18 protein-coding genes are annotated in these 18179 nt (G+C 57.0%); 6 read left to right on the plus strand and 12 right to left on the minus strand.

Going from position 1 to position 18179, the window contains the following annotated elements:
* The first annotated feature begins 11 nt into the window (after positions 1–11).
* The 6 genes from xylF to AC2FEE_RS23200 all read left to right on the plus strand — a co-directional run bounded on the left by xylF (position 12) and on the right by AC2FEE_RS23200 (position 5629).
* A complete protein-coding gene (gene xylF / locus AC2FEE_RS23175) occupies positions 12–1031 on the plus strand; it encodes a D-xylose ABC transporter substrate-binding protein (protein ID WP_496867813.1) in 1020 nt (339 codons plus the stop codon).
* A 60-nt stretch (positions 1032–1091) separates the two neighbouring features.
* On the plus strand, positions 1092–2390 hold the full coding sequence (locus AC2FEE_RS23180) for a sugar ABC transporter permease (protein WP_496867814.1): 1299 nt from the start codon (positions 1092–1094) through the stop codon (positions 2388–2390).
* Positions 2390–3193: an ATP-binding cassette domain-containing protein gene (locus tag AC2FEE_RS23185; RefSeq protein ID WP_496867846.1), complete on the plus strand. Its 804-nt coding sequence runs from the start codon at positions 2390–2392 to the stop codon at positions 3191–3193. The genes AC2FEE_RS23180 and AC2FEE_RS23185 overlap by 1 nt, the downstream gene beginning before the upstream one ends.
* Positions 3194–3202: 9 nt before the next feature.
* Positions 3203–4510 carry a xylose isomerase gene (gene xylA / locus AC2FEE_RS23190; protein ID WP_496867815.1) on the plus strand — a complete coding sequence of 436 codons (1308 nt, stop codon included), beginning with the start codon at positions 3203–3205 and terminating at the stop codon, positions 4508–4510.
* A 332-nt stretch (positions 4511–4842) separates the two neighbouring features.
* Complete coding sequence (locus AC2FEE_RS23195) at positions 4843–5148, plus strand: hypothetical protein (RefSeq protein WP_496867816.1); 306 nt, start codon at positions 4843–4845, stop codon at positions 5146–5148.
* Positions 5149–5200: 52 nt separating this feature from the next.
* On the plus strand, positions 5201–5629 hold the full coding sequence (locus tag AC2FEE_RS23200) for a MarR family winged helix-turn-helix transcriptional regulator (protein ID WP_496867817.1): 429 nt from the start codon (positions 5201–5203) through the stop codon (positions 5627–5629).
* A 39-nt stretch (positions 5630–5668) separates the two neighbouring features.
* On the opposite strand, the gene fahA is transcribed toward AC2FEE_RS23200, so the two are convergent.
* The 12 genes from fahA to AC2FEE_RS23260 all read right to left on the minus strand — a co-directional run bounded on the left by fahA (position 5669) and on the right by AC2FEE_RS23260 (position 18170).
* On the minus strand, positions 5669–6919 hold the full coding sequence (fahA, locus tag AC2FEE_RS23205) for a fumarylacetoacetase (RefSeq protein ID WP_496867818.1): 1251 nt from the start codon (positions 6917–6919) through the stop codon (positions 5669–5671).
* 10 nt (positions 6920–6929) lie between these two features.
* Positions 6930–7562 carry a maleylacetoacetate isomerase gene (gene maiA, locus AC2FEE_RS23210; RefSeq protein WP_496867819.1) on the minus strand — a complete coding sequence of 211 codons (633 nt, stop codon included), beginning with the start codon at positions 7560–7562 and terminating at the stop codon, positions 6930–6932.
* A gap of 88 nt (positions 7563–7650) precedes the next feature.
* Positions 7651–8196, minus strand: a complete 546-nt coding sequence (locus tag AC2FEE_RS23215; protein ID WP_170516642.1) for a VOC family protein — start codon at positions 8194–8196, stop codon at positions 7651–7653.
* 37 nt (positions 8197–8233) lie between these two features.
* Positions 8234–9550 (minus strand): TRAP transporter large permease, encoded by a 1317-nt coding sequence (locus AC2FEE_RS23220; RefSeq protein ID WP_496867820.1) that lies wholly within the window; start codon positions 9548–9550, stop codon positions 8234–8236.
* The gene (locus AC2FEE_RS23225) at positions 9547–10095 is read right to left on the minus strand and encodes a TRAP transporter small permease (protein WP_496867821.1); all 549 of its coding nucleotides are present in this window, start codon (positions 10093–10095) and stop codon (positions 9547–9549) included. The genes AC2FEE_RS23220 and AC2FEE_RS23225 overlap by 4 nt, the downstream gene beginning before the upstream one ends.
* A gap of 3 nt (positions 10096–10098) precedes the next feature.
* Complete coding sequence (locus AC2FEE_RS23230) at positions 10099–11133, minus strand: TRAP transporter substrate-binding protein (protein ID WP_496867822.1); 1035 nt, start codon at positions 11131–11133, stop codon at positions 10099–10101.
* Positions 11134–11153: 20 nt separating this feature from the next.
* A complete protein-coding gene (locus tag AC2FEE_RS23235; RefSeq protein ID WP_496867823.1) occupies positions 11154–11342 on the minus strand; it encodes a DUF2783 domain-containing protein in 189 nt (62 codons plus the stop codon).
* 5 nt (positions 11343–11347) lie between these two features.
* Positions 11348–12970 (minus strand): FAD-dependent oxidoreductase, encoded by a 1623-nt coding sequence (locus tag AC2FEE_RS23240; RefSeq protein WP_496867824.1) that lies wholly within the window; start codon positions 12968–12970, stop codon positions 11348–11350.
* A 70-nt stretch (positions 12971–13040) separates the two neighbouring features.
* Positions 13041–13991: an MBL fold metallo-hydrolase gene (locus tag AC2FEE_RS23245; protein ID WP_496867825.1), complete on the minus strand. Its 951-nt coding sequence runs from the start codon at positions 13989–13991 to the stop codon at positions 13041–13043.
* A 696-nt stretch (positions 13992–14687) separates the two neighbouring features.
* The gene (locus AC2FEE_RS23250) at positions 14688–15923 is read right to left on the minus strand and encodes a Tm-1-like ATP-binding domain-containing protein (protein WP_496867826.1); all 1236 of its coding nucleotides are present in this window, start codon (positions 15921–15923) and stop codon (positions 14688–14690) included.
* 22 nt (positions 15924–15945) lie between these two features.
* On the minus strand, positions 15946–16878 hold the full coding sequence (locus AC2FEE_RS23255; RefSeq protein ID WP_496867827.1) for a phosphotransferase enzyme family protein: 933 nt from the start codon (positions 16876–16878) through the stop codon (positions 15946–15948).
* Positions 16875–18170 (minus strand): aspartate aminotransferase family protein, encoded by a 1296-nt coding sequence (locus tag AC2FEE_RS23260; RefSeq protein WP_496867828.1) that lies wholly within the window; start codon positions 18168–18170, stop codon positions 16875–16877. The genes AC2FEE_RS23255 and AC2FEE_RS23260 overlap by 4 nt, the downstream gene beginning before the upstream one ends.
* Between the last annotated feature and the right edge of the window lie 9 nt (positions 18171–18179).

An 18179-nucleotide genomic window follows, 5' to 3' on the forward strand; every position in this document is an offset into this window, starting at 1 on the left:
GGGAGGAAATCATGAAAAGAATTCTCAGCTTCTCAGCTGCGGCCACCTTATTGGCCTCGGTTGCATTCGCAGAGCCGGTCGTCGGTGTAAGCTGGTCCAACTTTCAGGAAGAACGCTGGAAGACGGACGAAGCGGCCATTAAGTCGGCGCTTGAAGCAGGGGGCGCTGAATATGTTTCGGCCGATGCACAGTCATCTTCCGCCAAGCAGCTTTCAGACATCGAAAGCCTGATCGCACAGGGTGTGGACGCGCTTATCATCCTCGCGCAAGATGCGCAGGCAATTGGACCGGCTGTGCAGGCGGCGGCCGATGAAGGTATCCCGGTAATCGCTTATGACCGTCTTATCGAGGACGATCGTGCGTTCTACCTGACTTTTGACAACGTTGAGGTCGGAAGAATGCAAGCCCGCGCAGTCTTTGAGGCGATGCCCAAGGGCAACTATGTCATGATCAAAGGTTCTCCAACCGATCCAAATGCCGACTTCCTGCGGGGCGGCCAGCAAGAAATCATCGGCGCAGCGGTCGATAGTGGTGACATCGTCATTGTTGGCGAGGCCTACACAGATGGTTGGCTGCCAGCCAATGCTCAACGGAACATGGAGCAGATTTTGACGGCCAGTGAAAACAACGTGGACGCGGTCGTTGCTTCGAATGACGGAACTGCAGGTGGCGTTGTGGCCGCACTGACAGCGCAGGGCATGGAAGGCATTCCGGTCTCTGGCCAGGATGGTGACCACGCGGCGCTGAACCGGGTTGCATTGGGAACTCAGACCGTTTCGGTTTGGAAGGATGCGCGTGAGTTGGGTAAGGCCGCCGGCGAGATCGCGGTCGCGCTGAGTGGCGGAACAAGTCCTGCAGATGTCGACGGGGCCGTCAGCTGGACGTCACCCGGGGGCACAGAGATGAACTCGGTCTTCCTTGCACCAGTGCCGATCACCAAGGACAACCTGTCAGTGGTTGTAGATGCCGGATGGATCCCACTGGAAGACCTTTGCCAGGGCGTTGAAAACGGCCCTGCTCCCTGCAACTAAACTTCAAAGTCCCTGGCCCTGTTTGGGCCGGGGACCATTGCTGAATATGAAAGATCGGAAATGACCGAAACTTCGTCTCAGCCGATGCCAGAAAAAGCAAAACCCAGCCTGTTCCAGCAGTTGGAACTGGATATGCGGCTTTTGGGTATGATCGGCGCGTTTGTCATCCTTTGCATCGGGTTCAATATCTTTACAGATGGTCGATTCCTGACACCTCGCAACCTGTTCAACCTGTCCATCCAAACAGTTTCGGTGGCAATTATGGCGTGTGGGATGGTGTTCATCATCGTCACGCGGCACATCGATTTGTCGGTCGGAGCGCTCTTGGCAACAACTTCGGCCGTGATGGCGATGACGCAAACCGAGCTGCTGCCTCACATGCTAGGAATGGGTTTGAACAACCCAGCAACCTGGGCGATTACTATTGTGGTCGGGCTGTTTGTAGGCACACTGATTGGTGCGTTCCACGGCTGGATGGTTGGCTATCTTACGATACCGGCCTTCATTGTCACTCTCGGTGGTTTTTTGGTCTGGAGGAATGTGGCGTGGTATTTGACCAGTGGTCAAACCATTGGTCCGCTGGACAGCACATTCCTGATGTTCGGCGGTACAAACGGAACATTGGGGGCAACGACAAGCTGGCTATTCGGGCTATTCGCTACAGCAATCGCTATCTGGGCCTTGTGGAGCGGGCGGCGGGCAAAGGCCGCACACGGTTTCCCTGTCAAACCGATCTGGGCCGAGACCACTATGGCTGGGATAATCGCGATTGCGATCCTCGGATACGTTTTCATCGTTAATAGTTACGCCATTCCAACGCGCCGACTGCAACGCATGTTCGAAGCGCGCGGAGAGACGATGCCCGAAGGGCTTGTTGTGGGTTACGGCATACCAATTTCGGTGCTGATATTGATTATCGTTGCGGTGACACTGACGATCGTTGCGCGGAAAACCCGGTTTGGCCGATACATCTTTGCCACCGGCGGCAACCCGGATGCAGCAGAACTTTCCGGCATCAATACCCGGCTGCTGACCGTGAAGATTTTTGCTCTTATGGGCTTTTTGTGTGCCGTTTCAGCTGTAGTCGCCTCGGCGCGCCTAGCGAACCATTCGAACGATATCGGTACGCTGGACGAGCTAAGGGTCATCGCCGCCGCAGTTATCGGCGGAACCGCTTTGTCAGGTGGCGTCGGCACTATTTACGGCGCGATCCTTGGCGCACTGATCATGCAAGCGCTTCAATCAGGAATGGCCATGGTTGGTGTCGACGCGCCGTTTCAGAACATCGTGGTCGGCAGCGTTCTTGTGCTGGCCGTCTATATCGACATCGTCTACCGCAAGCGACTGGGGGCAAAATGATGCAAGCTCTGGATACGCAGAATACCCGCTCCAATTCTGGACGTGGCTCTAGCGCTCCGCCATTGGTCGAGATGCGCGATATTTCGATTTCCTTCGGGGGGATCAAGGCTGTCGACCATGTGTCAGTTGATCTCTATCCGGGTGAAGTCGTTGGTTTGCTGGGGCACAACGGAGCCGGAAAATCCACGCTGATCAAAGTGCTGTCTGGTGCCTATCAAATGGACCATGGCGAGATTTTGATCGATGGCAAACCGGTCGAGATCGGCAATCCCCGTGACGCGCGAGCAAACAACATTGAAACAATCTATCAGACGCTCGCGCTGGCCGACAATTTGGATGCGACATCGAACCTGTTCCTGGGGCGCGAGATGACGACGCCTTTTGGTTTGGTCAACGACGCAGCCATGGAGGCAGAATGCCGAAAGATTATGGCGCAGCTCAACCCGAACTTTCAGAAGTTCAATGACCCGGTCTCCGCATTGTCGGGTGGGCAAAGACAATCAGTGGCGATCGCTCGGGCTGTCTACTTCAATGCGCGTATTCTGATCATGGATGAGCCGACAGCAGCGCTTGGGCCGCATGAAACTCAGATGGTGGCGGATCTGATCCACCAGTTAAAGGCGCAAGGCATCGGGATATTTCTGATCGATCACGACGTGCATGCCGTTATGGAACTGTGCGATCGCGCCTCGGTCATGAAGAACGGAAAACTGGTGGGGACGGTCGATATCGCAGACGTAACTGATGACGATCTTTTGTCGATGATCATTCTCGGCAAGCAGCCAGCACAAAAAGCAGAGTAGGGGGCAGAAATGCCAAGCGGATTTTTTGATGGGATCGAAAAGATCCAGTTTGAAGGCGTGGACAGTAAGAACCCGATGGCCTTCCGGTATTACAATCCGGACGAAATTGTCATGGGTAAGCGTATGGAAGACCATTTGCGGTTCGCGGTGGCTTGGTGGCACTCTTTTGCTTGGGAAGGAGGAGACCCTTTTGGAGGAGCGACCTTGGAACGCCCATGGCACCCGCAGGATGATATGGGGCGAGCCCGTCTGAAGGCAGACATCGCTTTCGAAATGTTCGAGATTTTGGGCCAGCCATATTTTTGCTGGCACGACGCTGACATCCGGCCCGAACAGGGCAATTTTGCCGACAACCTGAGAACCCTGGAAGAAATCACCGATTATATCGGTGAAAGGATGCAGGTGTCTGGTACTAAGTTGCTTTGGGGGACGGCCAATATGTTCAGCCACCGCCGGTGGATGTCTGGTGCCAGCACTAACCCTGATCCCGACGTTTTCGCGTTTGCCGCAGCAACTGTAAAATCATGCTTGGATGCGACCCATAAACTGCGTGGCGAAAACTATGTGCTCTGGGGCGGACGTGAAGGGTACGAGACTCTGCTGAACACGGATATGAAAACCGAGTTGGACCACATGGGCCGGTTTCTGAACATGGTAGTGGAATACAAGCACAAGATTGGGTTCAAGGGCACCATTCTTGTGGAACCCAAACCTCAGGAGCCCTCTAAGCATCAATACGATTACGACGCGGCAACCTGCATCGGATTTCTTCGGAAATACGGGTTGGAGAACGAAGTAAAGCTTAACCTTGAGCAGGGGCACGCGATCCTTGCCGGGCATAGCTTCGAGCATGAAATCGCTGTCGCCTCCTCAGAGGGCATGTTGGGTTCGATCGATATGAACCGCAACGACTACCAATCTGGGTGGGATACGGACCAGTTCCCGAATAACACGCCAGAGGTTGCTTTGGCATATTACTACATTTTGAAAGCTGGTGGATTTACAACCGGGGGCACAAATTTTGACGCCAAAATACGTCGGCAGTCGCTTGATGCGAAAGATCTTGTGGCAGCCCATGTGGGTGGAATGGACATTTGTGCACGAGGCTTGAAAGCTGCGGCCGCAATGATTGAAGACGGCGGCTTGGAACGAGCGCAGTCAGAACGGTACTCTGGTTGGAGCGCACCCGGAGCGGCGTCAATGTTGGACAGCAGTCTGGAAGAAATCGCCGCTCGTGTTGTTCATGAAAGGATCAATCCTGAGCCAAAGTCGGGCCGCCAGGAAATGCTAGAAAACTATGTGAACAGATTTGTGTGAACAAGGAAAACTGACACATAGGTACCGGTCTGATCAGACGCTCTGAACCGGAGGCGGCAACGCTTGCGACAGAACCCAGAGTGAAACCCAAGTGCGCCAGGCTTCCTGAGGATTATCGTGGTGAGTCAGGTTCGTTTGCTAGCAAACGTCGTTTGTGAGACTGCCCAATCATGCCAAGGGGTTGCCAAGTTGCTCCAAGGCCTCTTGTCCCCTCTGGATTTTCGAGTGGGAACAGCGAAGGCTCATTGCAGGACACCAAAGGCCAACAATGAAGACGCGCTTCCAATAGCATCTGCACCGCGACGCAGGTGTTGAAAATCTCGCCAGAACGGGTGCTCAAACGTGCAGGCCTGCCCAAAGATTACCTGTCTGCCGGAACCCGTCGCGCAACTGTACGTGAGTGCATTGCCCTGTGGGACGCGGTCGAGTCCGAATATGGCAAGATTGATATGGTTATTCACCTTGGGCAGACCGTGGTGCGTGGTCCCTTCGTGCCGCTGATAGGGGCGATCAAACTGGATGTCGAACGCCGCGAGGACAGGGTGGTTGTCAGCAATACCTCTGTCGACCCAGATGTTTCCATACCGTCCACCGCCTGTTTCGAGGCGGTCTGTTTCATGAAATATTGCTGGATCTAACGGCGAACATATCGTTGCAGGTGAAACGATATTGGCTTATTCTACGCAAAGCATGCAACTCGATGATTTTTTTCCATACCGATTGGCTGTAGCGTCCGAAGCGTTCTCAAGAAACCTGACGGACGTCTATGAACGCGAACTGGGCCTGTCGCGTGAGGAATGGCGATTGCTGTTTCTACTGGCAAATGTAGAAAGCATGACGTCGCTGGACCTCGCACGGCGGACGACACTTGACAAAGTACAGGTCAGCCGGGCGGCCAAACGCCTTGATGAAAAGGGGCTGATCGTTCGCGAAACCTCAGATGAGGATCGTCGAATCCGGGTTTATCGCTGCACGCCCGAGGGGTTTCGCCAGTTTCAGCATCTAGAGCCAAAGGTGCGGGAACGGGCCAACCGTATGCTTGATGCGCTGACGCCAGAGGATCGCGAAGCGCTGGAGCAGGGAATTTCGGCGCTTATGATAGTGGCCAAAGCCGACTGAAAAGAGGATAGAGGTCAAAATGACCTCTGCCCATCTCCGTCACGGCCGATCATTGGCCGATAGCAGCGTGCCCGTGCAGGATCCAAACCCGACACGATAATCCTTACCATGCGCGGCACCGCGCAGGGTCAGCGTATCACCGTCTTCCAGAAAGCTGCGCTCGTCTCCGCTGTCCAGGGTCAGAGGCTCTTTGCCGCCCCAACTAAGTTCCAGTAGGCTGCCGCGATTTTCCTTTTCCGGGCCGGAAATTGTGCCTGATCCCAGCAAATCACCCACGCGCATCGGGCAGCCGCTGGTCGTGTGGTGGGCAAGTTGCTGGGCCGCGGAATAATACATCTCGTTGTAGTTGGTGCGCGCGATAATCGTCTCTGCCGTACCATCAGGTGCCAGCCCGACCTCAAGGGCGACGTCATAAAGCATCGGGCCGGGTTCCTGCAAATAAGGAAGTAGTTCTTTTTCGCGCTCGGGGGTTGAGGTGCGGAAGGGTTCCAGCGCCGCTTTGGTGACGATCCACGGGCTAATCGTGGTCGCGGTGGCCTTTGCCTGAAACGGGCCAAGCGGCTGGTACTCCCAGGCTTGAATGTCGCGCGCGGACCAGTCGTTAAGAAGGACATAGCCAAAGATCATGTCATCGGCCTGCTGAACCGATACAGGTCCGTCGGAAGGTTGCCCAACGATCGCGCCCATCTCCAGTTCCAGATCAAATCGCCGGGACGGGGCAAAGATAGGCGCGTCCATATCAGGGCTTTTGAGCTGGCCCCACGGGCGCCGTATGTCCGTGCCACTGACCACGATCGATGACGCACGTCCGTTATAGCCGATCGGTATGTGCAGCCAGTTCGGGGGCAGGGCGTTTTCAGGGCCACGGAACATGGTGCCGACATTGAACGCATGATTGCGGCCTGCATAGAAATCCGTGTACTCGGCGACGTCGAACGGCATAGCCATCGTGACGGAGGCCATCGGAACAAGATAGGCGGTCAGTTCGTGCTGACGGGCAGATCCTGCGGCCAGTGTCTCGGTCAGAGTAGCGCGGAATTGGCTCCAGACTTGAGCCCCAAGCGCCATGAATCCATTCCATGACCCGCTCGAAAACACTGACGCCTCGGGCAGATCAAGTTTGTTGTCCACTTCCATCTGCGTAACGTCGAGGATCATGTCTCCAATAGCGACGCCACAATGCGGCGCGCCCGCGTCGGTTCTGAAAACACCGTAGGGCAGATTGTTTAGCGGAAAGTCGGTCGTGGCAGAGTTGGCGCTTTCGACCCAAGAGGGCAAGAGTTTCGTCATGGTTACACCTTTAAGCCGCGTCGGGCTGATTTTCGGGGCGGGCGTCGTTGAACGCTGTATGGGAAAGGGCGCGTTCCTCGATCTCGAGAAGGCGCGGGAAGGGGGACATATCGACGCCCCAGCGATGCGCGTTATAAAGCTGGGCTACGAGGCAGATGTCGGCGAGGTCGGGACAATCCCCGAAACTGAACGCCGTCCGCTTTGGCAGCAGTGCTTGATAGGCGGTAAATCCTTCAGTCATCCAGTGGCGGAACCAATCAAGCTGGCCATCTGCCGAAAGCCCCATATGGGTCTTGAGGTGGGTCAGGACCTTGAGGTTGTTCACCGGGTGGATGTCCAACGCTATGGTCTGTGCAGCGGCCTGAACGCGGGCGCGTTGGAGCGGTATTGTCGGCAATAGCCGAGGCTCAGGGACGATAGTGTCCAGATATTCGATAATCGCAAGCGACTGGGTCAGAACAGTGCCGTCCTCAAGAACAAGGGTTGGAACACCCTTGCAAGGATTAAGTGCCGCGTAGTCGGGTGAACACTGCTCACCGGCGACCAGATTGACCGGGCTGGTTTCATAGCCGAGACCTTTGAGATTCAGAGCAATCCGGACCCGGTATGAGGTCGTAGAACGCCAATAGGAGTAAAGTTTCATGACCTCATCCAGCAAGTCTTAGCGCGTTGTCAAAACCCGACGGCTTCAGGTCCCGCACCGGATCAGACATCCGGCGCGAGAAGGTGCATCAGGCGCTTTTGTTGAGCTCTTTGGCGTGCAGCCAATCAGCGTGTTTCGGTGCTTTCTTGGTTTTCGACCAATCTTCGAGCATCAGCCATTTCACCTCGTCCATCCGTGCCAGCATCGCTTCTTCCTCTGGGTCGGGGCAGGCCAGTTCGATCCGGTGGCCTGAGGGATCGAAGAAATAGATTGAATGGAAGATCGAATGGTCGGTGACTCCAAGAACTTCGACGCCGTTGGCCTCCAGGTGCTCTTTGAACTCGATCAGGGTTGCGCGGTCTTTGACCTTGAAGGCGATGTGCTGAACCCAGATCGGAGTATTCGGGTCGCGGCCCATCTCGGGCTTGGTAGGTAGCTCGAAGAACGCCAAGACGTTGCCATCACCGGCATCCAGGAACAGATGCATGTAGGGGTCCGGCTCGTGGGTCGAGGGCACATGGTCCTCGGCAATTGCCAGAATGAAATCCATGTTCAGCATCTTTCCGTACCACTCGACGGTTTCCTTGGCGTCCTTGCAGCGATAGGCAACGTGGTGAATTTTCTCGATTTTCATCGTGTCCTCCTTTCCGAAGGGGTTGGATCTGGATGGTTCACATCAATCCCACAAGCCAGAGCGACAGTGAGGGAATGAGGATGAGCAGGGCCAGCCGCAGGATGTCGGCGATCCAGAAGGGCAGGACGCCCTTGAAGATGGTTGCCAGCGACACGTCCTGCAGAACGCCTTTAAGCACGAAGACATTCATGCCGACCGGTGGTGTGATCAGGCTGATTTCGGTTGCGACAACAACGACAATGGCGAACCAGATCAGCGCGTTTTCGGGGTCGAGCAACAGTTCGTTTGCGAACTCCAACTCGAACATCAGCGGATAGAAGACCGGCACCGTCAGCAGGATCATCGACAGGCTTTCCAGCACACAGCCAAGCACCATGTAGACCAGAATGATGAACACGATCACGGCCCAGACCGGCATTTCATTGTCGATCACAAAACTGGACAGCGCATCGGGCAGACCGGCGAAGTTGATGAAATTGGTGAACAGCTCGGCCCCGATGATGACGGCGAAGATCATCGCAGTTGCTCGGATGGAATCCATCGTGGCAGCGAAGAATCCACCCCATGTCATGGACCGCAAGGCCACAGCGATCAGCACCGATGCGCCTGCGCCCATACCTGCCGCCTCGGTCGGTGTGAAAAACCCGCCGTAGATCCCAGTCATGATGAAAAGGAACAGGCCCAGCACACAGAAGACGCCAATCAGATCGGTCCGGCTCATCGGTTCGGTGTTCTCTTCCTCTGGCGCGAGGGCAGGGTTCACGCGAACCGCAACCATGACCGCGCCGAGGTACAGCACTACTCCGATGATGCCCGGGATGATCCCGGCGATGAACAGTTTGGCGATGTTGGTTTCGGTCAACAACCCATAGATGATCAGGATCACCGAGGGTGGGATCAGGATGCCCAGCGTGCCACCCGCCGCGATCGACCCGGTAGCCAGCCGGTCATCATAACCAAACTTGCGCATCGACGGCATCGCGACTTTGGACATGGTCGCAGCCGTCGCCAGCGAGGACCCGCACACCGCGGAGAAGCCACCGCAAGAGAAGACGGATGCCATGGCGAGGCCACCGCGCAGCTTGCCGAACAGCCGGTCAGCACCCGCAAACAGGCCATGCGCGACGCCGGAACCAGCCAGCACGTTGCCCATGAAGATAAAAAGCGGAATGACTGACAGACTGTAGGACAGTGCGGTATCGAAAGCCACTTGGCCGGTCATCGCCCAAGCCGGTTCCCAGCCGCGCATATAAGCAAAGCCGAACCCGCCGACTGCGGCCATGGCAAAGGCAATCGGTACTCGCAAAAGGATCAGCCCCAGAAGGACGGCAAAACCGACCAGCGATTCAATCATGGCAGAGCCTCCGGCGGGGTTTGGTTGTTGTTGCGCTCTTTCGGCGGCTGCAAACCACGCAGAAAGGCGATGAAGGCCGAGACCATGCAGGAAACGCCTGCCAGATAGCCAAAGGGCGCCAGCGGAATCTCCAGCGCGTTGCTGACTGCGCCGTCATGGGCTGACTTGGCCGCATGGGTGAAGAGCCGCCAGGCGAAAGTGGCCAGAAGGGCTGCCGAAAACAGCCCGGCGAAAGCCGAAAGCAGGCGTTGGGTGTGCTTGCCGAGGACCATGTTCAGCAGGTCGACTTCGACATGCTCACGCCGCTCTGTCGTTAGCGGCAGCGCCAGGAAAACCAAGGCAGCCAGCAGAATTTCTGTGAGTTCGAATGCACCAGCGAGCGGTGCATTCAAAAAGTAACGTCCGATCACATCCACACAAGTGATGAGGATGAGGCAGAACAGGATCAGAGCGGCACCGGCACCAAGCGTCCTGTCAAGCAGCAGCCCGATGTCCAGCCCCTCTTCCGGGGGCTGGTCGGGGAAACGATGGCGAAGCCGCTCCATAGATTAAAAGTCCACGCCAGCCTGCTTACGCAGTTCTTCGAGGGCAGCCGCTCCGTCGTAACCATCAGCCGAGATCGCCTCGGACCATGCAACTTCTGCGTCCGCCGCCCGGGACTTGATCGCATCAACTACGGCAGCGGGAGCTTCATAAACCGTGATCCCAGCCTTTTCAGCAGCTGCGCTGCCTTTTTCATCGGCTCCGATCCAGGCTTCGCCAACCAGCGTGGCAAAAGCCTCGCCCGAGATCGCCTCGATCGCGGCTTGATCCTCAGCGGAAATCTCGTTCCACTTGTCTTCGTTCATGACCATGAACCAAGTTGTGTTGTAGAGACCGCCGGGCACTTGCATCGTATATTTGACATCTTCGGTCAGCTTGAATGCGGCCAAAGCATCATAAGGGAAGGTCACCCCGTCAATCACACCGCGCGACAGCTTCTCATAGACCTCACCCGAGGACATGAAGAGTGTCGTCGACCCAAGGCCAGACATCAGATCGGAAATGTAGCCGCCAGGAACGCGGATCTTTAGACCGGCAAAATCATCTGCTGTCTCGATCTGCCGAACGTTGTTATGCAACATACCCGGACCATGCACGAACAGGCCCAGAAGCTTTGTACCTTCATGCTCTTTCTGGGCTTCCAGCGGACCGGAATACACGTTCCAGAAAGCCTTGGAGCCAGCCACGGCGTCGTCACCGATGAAAGAGAACTGACCGATCCGCGACCGTGAGAAACGATCATCCGTGGTAAAGGAGTGCAAGCCATAGGTGATGTCGGCAATACCGTCGGCGGCCATGTCGTAATGCGCGGGTGGCGGACCCAATGGTTTGGCCAGAACACGGACTGTCACGCGTCCTTCGGTGACTTCTTCTACCTGTTTGGCCCAGGGTTTGATCGCACCCGACACGATCGGGTGGCGCGGTGGTAGCCAGCTGGACAGGGCCAGTGTGGTGTCGGCCATCGCGCTCGACGCGAGCGACAGGGCGATGGATGTTGCGCCAATACAGGCGAGGGCGCGGGTTTTCAGCTTCAGTTTCATAGTTTCCTCCCTATGAAGTCTCAGATTTCGGCGGCTTTGAGCGCTTCGGTCAGAACCGAGCGTTCACCGATGTGATTGGCCAGGATCAGGATCAGGCGGGCGCTTAGTGCGTCGCTTTGCTCTTTTTCCAGCCCGTCATGAGCGGCCAGAAGTTCGGCGTAGAAATCATCGACGCCATAAATGTTGGGGGTCAGGATCAAATCAGTCATGGGGCCTACTCCTTGCCGACCGCGCGCCGGATCGAAGCGCGGATTGCATTTTCGTCAAAGCCAGGCCGGCGAGCGGCCACGTGCTGATCCGGGCGGATCAGGTAGACCGCGCTGTCGGCCTCGCCCAGATACCGCTTTTTCAGAGCGCCGGTTTTGTCATCCTTGACCGAAAGGGCCAGGCGCGTGACCTGAACACCGTCTTCCTCGATCATGTCAGGGGCATCGGCGTCGATGGTCAAAAGGATGAATTCGTCGCCGAGTTTGGACAGCAGAAAATCGTCGCCCAGCGGCGCATCGGGGCAAACCGATCCGGGGCGCGACTGCGCGGGGCCGTTCAGGGCATCTGCGGAGTTGAGCGGCGACCCGTCATAGGTGCAAGGCACCGACAGGCGACCAGAATTCACCATGGGGCGCGCGAATTCGTACTTTTCAGACAGCGACAGCACGGCGTCGCGCAGAATGCGGCTCGTTTCGGACTTTGGTGTGATGAAATCCGTCGAACGGGTCGAATTCAGGATGTTTTCATCCGCGCCATGGATGCGTTCAGCGTCGTAAGTGTCCAGCAGGCTTTCTGGGGCTTCACCGCGCATCACCATGCCCAGTTTCCAGCCGAGATTGTCGACATCCTGCATGCCCGAGTTAGCTCCGCGTGCGCCAAAGGGCGACACCTGATGCGCTGCGTCCCCGGCAAAGAACACCCGACCGCGGCGGAAACTGTCCATGCGTTTGCACTGGAAAGTGTAGATGGAGGACCAGACCAGATCATATTCGACACCGTTGCCCAGGAACGCGTCGAGACGGCGGCGAATGTTCTCCTCTTTCATCTCTTCGGTGCGGTCGACATCCCAGCCGATCTGGAAATCCACGCGCCAGACATCGTCGGGTTGCTTGTGCAGCAAGGTGGACGCACCCGACCCATGCGTCGGTTCGAACCAGAACCAGCGTTCGGTCGGAAAGCTGTCGTTTTTCATCTTGATGTCGGCAATCAGAAAGCTGTCCTGGAACACTTTGCCGGTGAAATCCAGATCCAGCATCGTGCGCAGTGGTGAAGAGGCACCGTCACACCCGATCAGCCAGTCCGCTTCGAGCGTATAGGAGCCATCCGGCGTCATGATGGAAAGGGTGACGTGATCGTCGTGCACTTTGACGGCATCCACGCGGTTCTTGCCGCGGATCTCAATCGGGGCTCCCTGCGCCTGCAACTCCTCAAAGCGGTCGAGCTGGTAGCTTTCGTAGTAGGGCTGCTGCATGTTGATGAAGGCGGGATATTCATGGCCTTCTTCGGGCAGCAGGTTAAACTCGAAAACTTGGTCGTCTTTGTGAAAGACCTTGCCGAGGTTCCATACCACCCCTTTGTCGACCATCGGCTTGCCGCAGCCATAGCGGCCAGCAACCTCAAGACAACGTTTGGCAAAACAGATCGCGCGCGATCCCATGCCGACGCCTTCGTGGTCGTCCAGCACCAGTGTCGGAATACCCTGACGCCCAAGATCAAGCGCGGTGGCCACGCCAATCGGCCCACCGCCCATCACCACGACAGGGTGGCGGACCGGTGATGCGGCGTCTTGATCGGTCGATTTCTCATAGGGATAACGCTTGTAGGCAAGCGTGTATCTATCATCGAACATCGGATTTGTCCTCTAGCTGCGCGCGTTTCACTTTGATTGGGTGTCCGGCCGAACGGCCGGGCCAATTGTCTCATCCCTGCAGGGCCTCCCACATCTCAAGGTCGCGCTGAGCGGTCCAGATGCGTGGGGTGTCGATGCCGCGGGCCTCGTCATAGGCGCGGGCGACATTGAAGGGCAGGCAATGCTCGTAAATCGCGTAGTCGGCGAATTTCGGATCGCATTCGGCGCGCACGGCGTCCCAGGCCTCTTTCAAAGACCCGCCACGGGCCGCAACCTTCGACACCGGTCGATAGGTGCTTTCGACGAAATCACGCGTGTTTTCGATGGCGGCATTCACCATGTCCTTGCCGATCAGAGCATCCCCGCGACCCGGTGCGATGGCATCGACGTCGAACCATTTGATCTGGTCCAGTGTGTCGCCCCAATCATTGAAATGCCCGTCTCCGCAATAGCAGGCCGAGTGGTATTCCACGATGTCACCGGTGAACATAACGTTCTGGTCGGGCACGTGAATGACGATATCGCCTGCGGTATGTGCGCGGCCAAGATGCATCAGATCGATCCGGCGATTGCCCAGATAAACGGTCATCGTGTCACTGAAGGTGGTGGTAGGCCAGGTCAGACCTGGGATGCTCTCATGCCCTTCGAACAGGCGAGGGAAGCGTTGGAATTCGCTGTCCCAGTCCTCCTTGCCCCGTTCTACGACCATCGCGCGGGCCATGTCCGACATCAGGATCTGTTGCGCGCCAAAGGCGCTGGCGCCCAGAACGCGGACCGCGTGATAATGGGTCAGCGCCACATGGGTGATCGGTTTGTCGGTGACGGAGCGCACACATTCGATCACCTTGTTGGCCAGACGCGGCGTGGCCTGCGCTTCGACGATCATCACGCTGTCATCGCCGATAATAACGCCTGAATTCGGATCGCCCTCGGCGGTGAAGGCATACAACCCTTCGCCAACCTCGGTGAACGAAATTTTCTTTTCCGACATGTCCCCCTGGGACGCGAATGCCTTGGCCATGAGTATCCTCCAAAGACGCGATGCAGCTGGAATTCGGCTCGTTTCTTGAGGATTCGGCCACATCGTTACATTTGCAACAATCTCGTTTCATTTGAAACGAAAGTCAACGATAAACCGAATCTAAATGATGCAGGAGCGCCCGCTCCCTTGTTATCAATAACTTGCCTGACTCCCTTAGAGGCTCGCTTGGGTGGGTTTGAGCCGTTGCAACAAAGATTGAACCGGAGTTTGCGGAAAGCCCGTTACAGCTTCGACCGGATATTCTGTTCGGTTGGAAAGATGCCTAAACAGTCGATTCGCAGTTATCTGGCTTCTGAGCGGAATTGAATTTGCTTCCTTGTCCATAAGTGATGTTCAGAGGTATCCGACCGCACATTGCAATGCAGGAAATCATCTCGGTCGTCATTGCGAAGGAAGAGGGCAGAAAGCCAGTTGGGAAAAGTGGAAGCCCGCAACCGTACCTGCATCAACGCAACCTCGCTCTGATCATCTGACAGTACGCGGCGCTGTTTGATTTCGATCTCGAGTATCTTCAGCTCGGAGTAGGGCGCCGGATCAACTTCGCTGTGCCGCAAAGGCTGTACCTACTCGCATTCCAGCAACACCCGGCTGAAACAGACTAGCAGCTGAGCCGCAAGCAGCAGTTGCGGGGATGCAATCTGAGCAGCTTCCGCTTTGCCCATACCCCCAAGATCGCTAGTCGCGGCTTACAAGCCCACTTTCAACCCACTCATCAAATTGAGCTAAGACCGCATCGCAAAATGCGGTGTCGTTGATGTGGACATCCAGTTCGGTCATCGGCACCCGGCCCGGCATGATTTTGCGGGCTTCGTCAACCATATCTGAAAGCGCTTTGGGATCATGAGCTTCCTCACCCTCTTTGTCCCATGCCTCGACGCCTTGAACCGGAAGGAAGAAGTGGACGGGCCCGGTTGCAGCTTCCAGTCGGTTCGCCAGTTCTCGGATCCAGGCACGGCGTTCCTCGCCATTGAAAACCGAGCTTTTGATGAGGCGGTTATGCTCGTGAAAGGGGCGATCTGCATATTGGTCCGGGATCTCTTGCCAGCCCGCAAAGTCCAATAGGTCAAGCGCGCCCGGGGCGACCATTTGTGGCGTGCCAACGCAACCGGCATTGGTCAGGCGATCTTCTCCGCTTGAGACAACAGAGCCTGCCAGCATATTGCCGAATTCTTGCATGCAGAAGTCCATGACGCAGGCAAAGGCGCCCTCGGCGGCCAGTTTCTCGAAGGCCATACCGCCCATACCTGTCGAATGAAACACGGCCACTTCAAAGCCACGCTTTTCGAGTGCAGGTTTCAGGGTTTTCATGTAGCGCAGGCAGGACGACCCAAGGCTGGTCATGCCGACCAGGGGTTTGCTGCGGCCAGGCGCGACGGCGGCTTTGGCCGCGCCGACCACAGCCCCTGCGGCCTGGGCAAGTGAGGACCGACAGATCGAGTTCATGCCATACAGACCGCCAGCCCAAAGGATCATCTGAATGTCCGGGGCCAAGCGGTGTGGTGGGATCAACGGTGAGAAACTGACTGTTGAGACGATGTATTTCGGCACACCCATCGGCAGCGCTTGCGCACAATCCAGCGCAAGGTCGGTACCCATGGTTCCGCCGGTGGCCAGCATCCCATCAAAGCGGCCATCGGCATAGGCTTCTGCCACCACTTTGGCGGCCCCGGCAGACATGACACGAAATGCCTTGTTTTCGTCCCCCAGCGCGATCACCTCGTCGATGGACATGCCTTCGGCGGCGGCGACGTCGTGTTTCGAGATATCGGTCGGCGTTTCCGGATCGCCTAGGACGGAGACGTCCATCGTCAGCACATCCGCGTCCTGCGCCCGTACGGCGCCTTCGATGAACCGCATTTCGGGCTCTTTTGTGTCGTATGTCCCAATCAGCAGGATCGTCTTTTTGGTCATGTTTTCCTCCCGTCCATGCGTGTTATCCGAGGTAACGCGTTGTCAGTCCCCGGGCGGTTTCCGTGAACCGCATATTGCGCGCTTCTGATCCATCTTCGTCCATGCGGGACGATATCCAGCCGACATAGGTCACTGCACGCAGGGCCATGAACAGATCGAGGTGCCCGGTGTTGAGCTCCCGTTCCGACCGATACCCCACAAGAAGGGCGTCTCGCAGAACGTCATAGTCCGGTTCGTGCAGGTTTTTTAGCAATGTCGTCGCAATGTCGAACAGGCGGAACCCGAACCCGGCATCGTCGAAGTCGATCAGCCAGACTTTGCTGCCTTGGACCATCACGTTTTCACGCACCAGATCGGCGTGGATCAGGCCATAGTCCAGCTGGCTTTCGACATTCCGCAGGTCATGGTCTGCTGTTTCACGAAATGCGGTGAACAAGGCGCGATCCTCTTCAGACAGCGTCGCGTTCTCCCAAAAACGATCCCACAGAGGGGTGTCCCCCAGTAACCCGGCGCGGTCCCAGGACCAGCGTGCAAAATCCTCAGGTCGTGTCCAGGCATCGCTGATCTTGTGCAGCCGCGCCATCTCACGCCCAAGAACCTGAAAGATCCCGTTACGGTCGTCATGGTCGATCCCGGTTTCGGTCGATCCCAGCGGACGACCGGGCAGCCAATCCAGCATATCGACCTGAATACCGTCCAGCAGATGCAGATAGCAGCCATCTTTGGTCGGTACGGGCGTGGGGACACCGACGCCCTTTGCCCCAAGCTTGGCAATCCACTGCAATTCAGACCGCAGGGCAGCATCCGAATGCAACCCTTTGCGGTGCAGGCGCAGAGCAAAGGTTCTAGTGCCCGCCTGAACCCGGTAGACATGGTTTTCACGGGCCGCGACCAGCAACCATTCGGCGCCTTCCATGCCCCAAAGGGTCAGGGCTTGCTCGACAATCGGGGTCATAGGGTCGGCGGGGTTTCGGTCAAAACCTCGTCCAGTGTATCGAATAGCAGATCGGCATTCTCTTTCGAGAACGGCATGGGCGGCCGGATTTTGAGCGTATTCTTGTGGCGGCCGAGTTTCGAATGGATAACCCCTCGGTGCCGCATCGCGTTGATTACCCGGTCGGTGAACTCGCTGGCTGGTTCCTTGCTTTTCCGATCCAGCACCATCTCAGCCCCAAAGATTAGGCCCGAGCCGCGCACGTCGCCGATAAAATCGTACTTGCGCTGCAACGCCGACATCCGTGCGCGGGCGTGATCTCCCACCGCCTTGGCATTGGCGACAAGGTTCTTGTCTTCGATCTCTTCCAGCACCGCCATCGCAGCCGCGCAGGAGACCGGGTTGCCGCCGAATGTATTGAAGTACCGATAGCCCTTGCGGAACGTGGCCAGGATTTCGTTGCGCGTCACCACGCCACCCACTGGATGGCCATTTGCCATTGGTTTGCCCATGGTCATGACGTCCGGCACCACTCCCATTTTCTGATGCGCCCACATATGGGTGCCGGTGCGGCCAAAGCCGGATTGCACCTCGTCACAGATCAGCAGGCCCCCGGCCTTGTGGACCACCTCGGCCACGGGTTTCAGCCAGCCATCTGGATGGTCGGGGAAGCCTTCGTTCAGGAAATAGGGGCAGACGACCAAAGCGGCGAAGCCGATGCCAGACTTTTCATGTTCGGAAATCTGTTCGGCCACGGCATCGGCAAACTTGCGACCGTCCGGGTCCGGATTGCGATAGCTGTCAGGGGCTTCCACAAACCGGAAATACTGATCCAGACCAAAGCCAACCGTCGGCACATTCGATTTGCTTAGCTGGCTGACAAGTGAAGTGTTGCCGTGGTAGGTGGCATCGGTCGCAATGATGCCGCGCTTGCCGGTCATGCCTTCGGCCATGCGCAGGGCGATGTCGTTCGCCTCGGACCCGGTGCAGGTCAGGATGGCCGTGTCCAGCGAGGCATCCATTGTGCCGGTCAGTTTCTCGACATAGTCCAGAATACCGTCATGCAGGTAACGGGTATGGGTGTTGAGCGTCGATGCCTGACGGCAGATCGCATCGACCACGCGGGGATTGCAGTGACCGACATGCGGCACATTGTTGTAGCAATCCAGGTATTTGCGCCCGTCCGCATCCCACAGCCAGACACCTTCACCCTTCACGATATGAAGCGGTTCATCATAAAAAGTTGAAACATTTGGGCCCAGCAATTTGGATCGGCGTTCAACAAGCTCGGCGGATTTCGCAGAAAGCGTCATTCGGGTGGC

This window comes from Ruegeria sp. YTSC199 (assembly GCF_059609725.1).

Bases quoted from the DNA above. Each gene is read 5' to 3' on its own strand.
- xylF (WP_496867813.1), top strand. From the start codon at position 12: ATGAAAAGAATTCTCAGCTTCTCAGCTGCGGCCACCTTATTGGCCTCG.
- AC2FEE_RS23180 (WP_496867814.1), top strand. From the start codon at position 1,092: ATGACCGAAACTTCGTCTCAGCCGATGCCAGAAAAAGCAAAACCCAGC.
- AC2FEE_RS23185 (WP_496867846.1), top strand. From the start codon at position 2,390: ATGCAAGCTCTGGATACGCAGAATACCCGCTCCAATTCTGGACGTGGC.
- xylA (WP_496867815.1), top strand. From the start codon at position 3,203: ATGCCAAGCGGATTTTTTGATGGGATCGAAAAGATCCAGTTTGAAGGC.
- AC2FEE_RS23200 (WP_496867817.1), top strand. From the start codon at position 5,201: ATGCAACTCGATGATTTTTTTCCATACCGATTGGCTGTAGCGTCCGAA.
- fahA (WP_496867818.1), bottom strand. From the start codon at position 6,919: ATGACGAAACTCTTGCCCTCTTGGGTCGAAAGCGCCAACTCTGCCACG.
- maiA (WP_496867819.1), bottom strand. From the start codon at position 7,562: ATGAAACTTTACTCCTATTGGCGTTCTACGACCTCATACCGGGTCCGG.
- AC2FEE_RS23215 (WP_170516642.1), bottom strand. From the start codon at position 8,196: ATGAAAATCGAGAAAATTCACCACGTTGCCTATCGCTGCAAGGACGCC.
- AC2FEE_RS23220 (WP_496867820.1), bottom strand. From the start codon at position 9,550: ATGATTGAATCGCTGGTCGGTTTTGCCGTCCTTCTGGGGCTGATCCTT.
- AC2FEE_RS23225 (WP_496867821.1), bottom strand. From the start codon at position 10,095: ATGGAGCGGCTTCGCCATCGTTTCCCCGACCAGCCCCCGGAAGAGGGG.
- AC2FEE_RS23230 (WP_496867822.1), bottom strand. From the start codon at position 11,133: ATGAAACTGAAGCTGAAAACCCGCGCCCTCGCCTGTATTGGCGCAACA.
- AC2FEE_RS23235 (WP_496867823.1), bottom strand. From the start codon at position 11,342: ATGACTGATTTGATCCTGACCCCCAACATTTATGGCGTCGATGATTTC.
- AC2FEE_RS23240 (WP_496867824.1), bottom strand. From the start codon at position 12,970: ATGTTCGATGATAGATACACGCTTGCCTACAAGCGTTATCCCTATGAG.
- AC2FEE_RS23245 (WP_496867825.1), bottom strand. From the start codon at position 13,991: ATGGCCAAGGCATTCGCGTCCCAGGGGGACATGTCGGAAAAGAAAATT.
- AC2FEE_RS23250 (WP_496867826.1), bottom strand. From the start codon at position 15,923: ATGACCAAAAAGACGATCCTGCTGATTGGGACATACGACACAAAAGAG.
- AC2FEE_RS23255 (WP_496867827.1), bottom strand. From the start codon at position 16,878: ATGACCCCGATTGTCGAGCAAGCCCTGACCCTTTGGGGCATGGAAGGC.
- AC2FEE_RS23260 (WP_496867828.1), bottom strand. From the start codon at position 18,170: ATGACGCTTTCTGCGAAATCCGCCGAGCTTGTTGAACGCCGATCCAAA.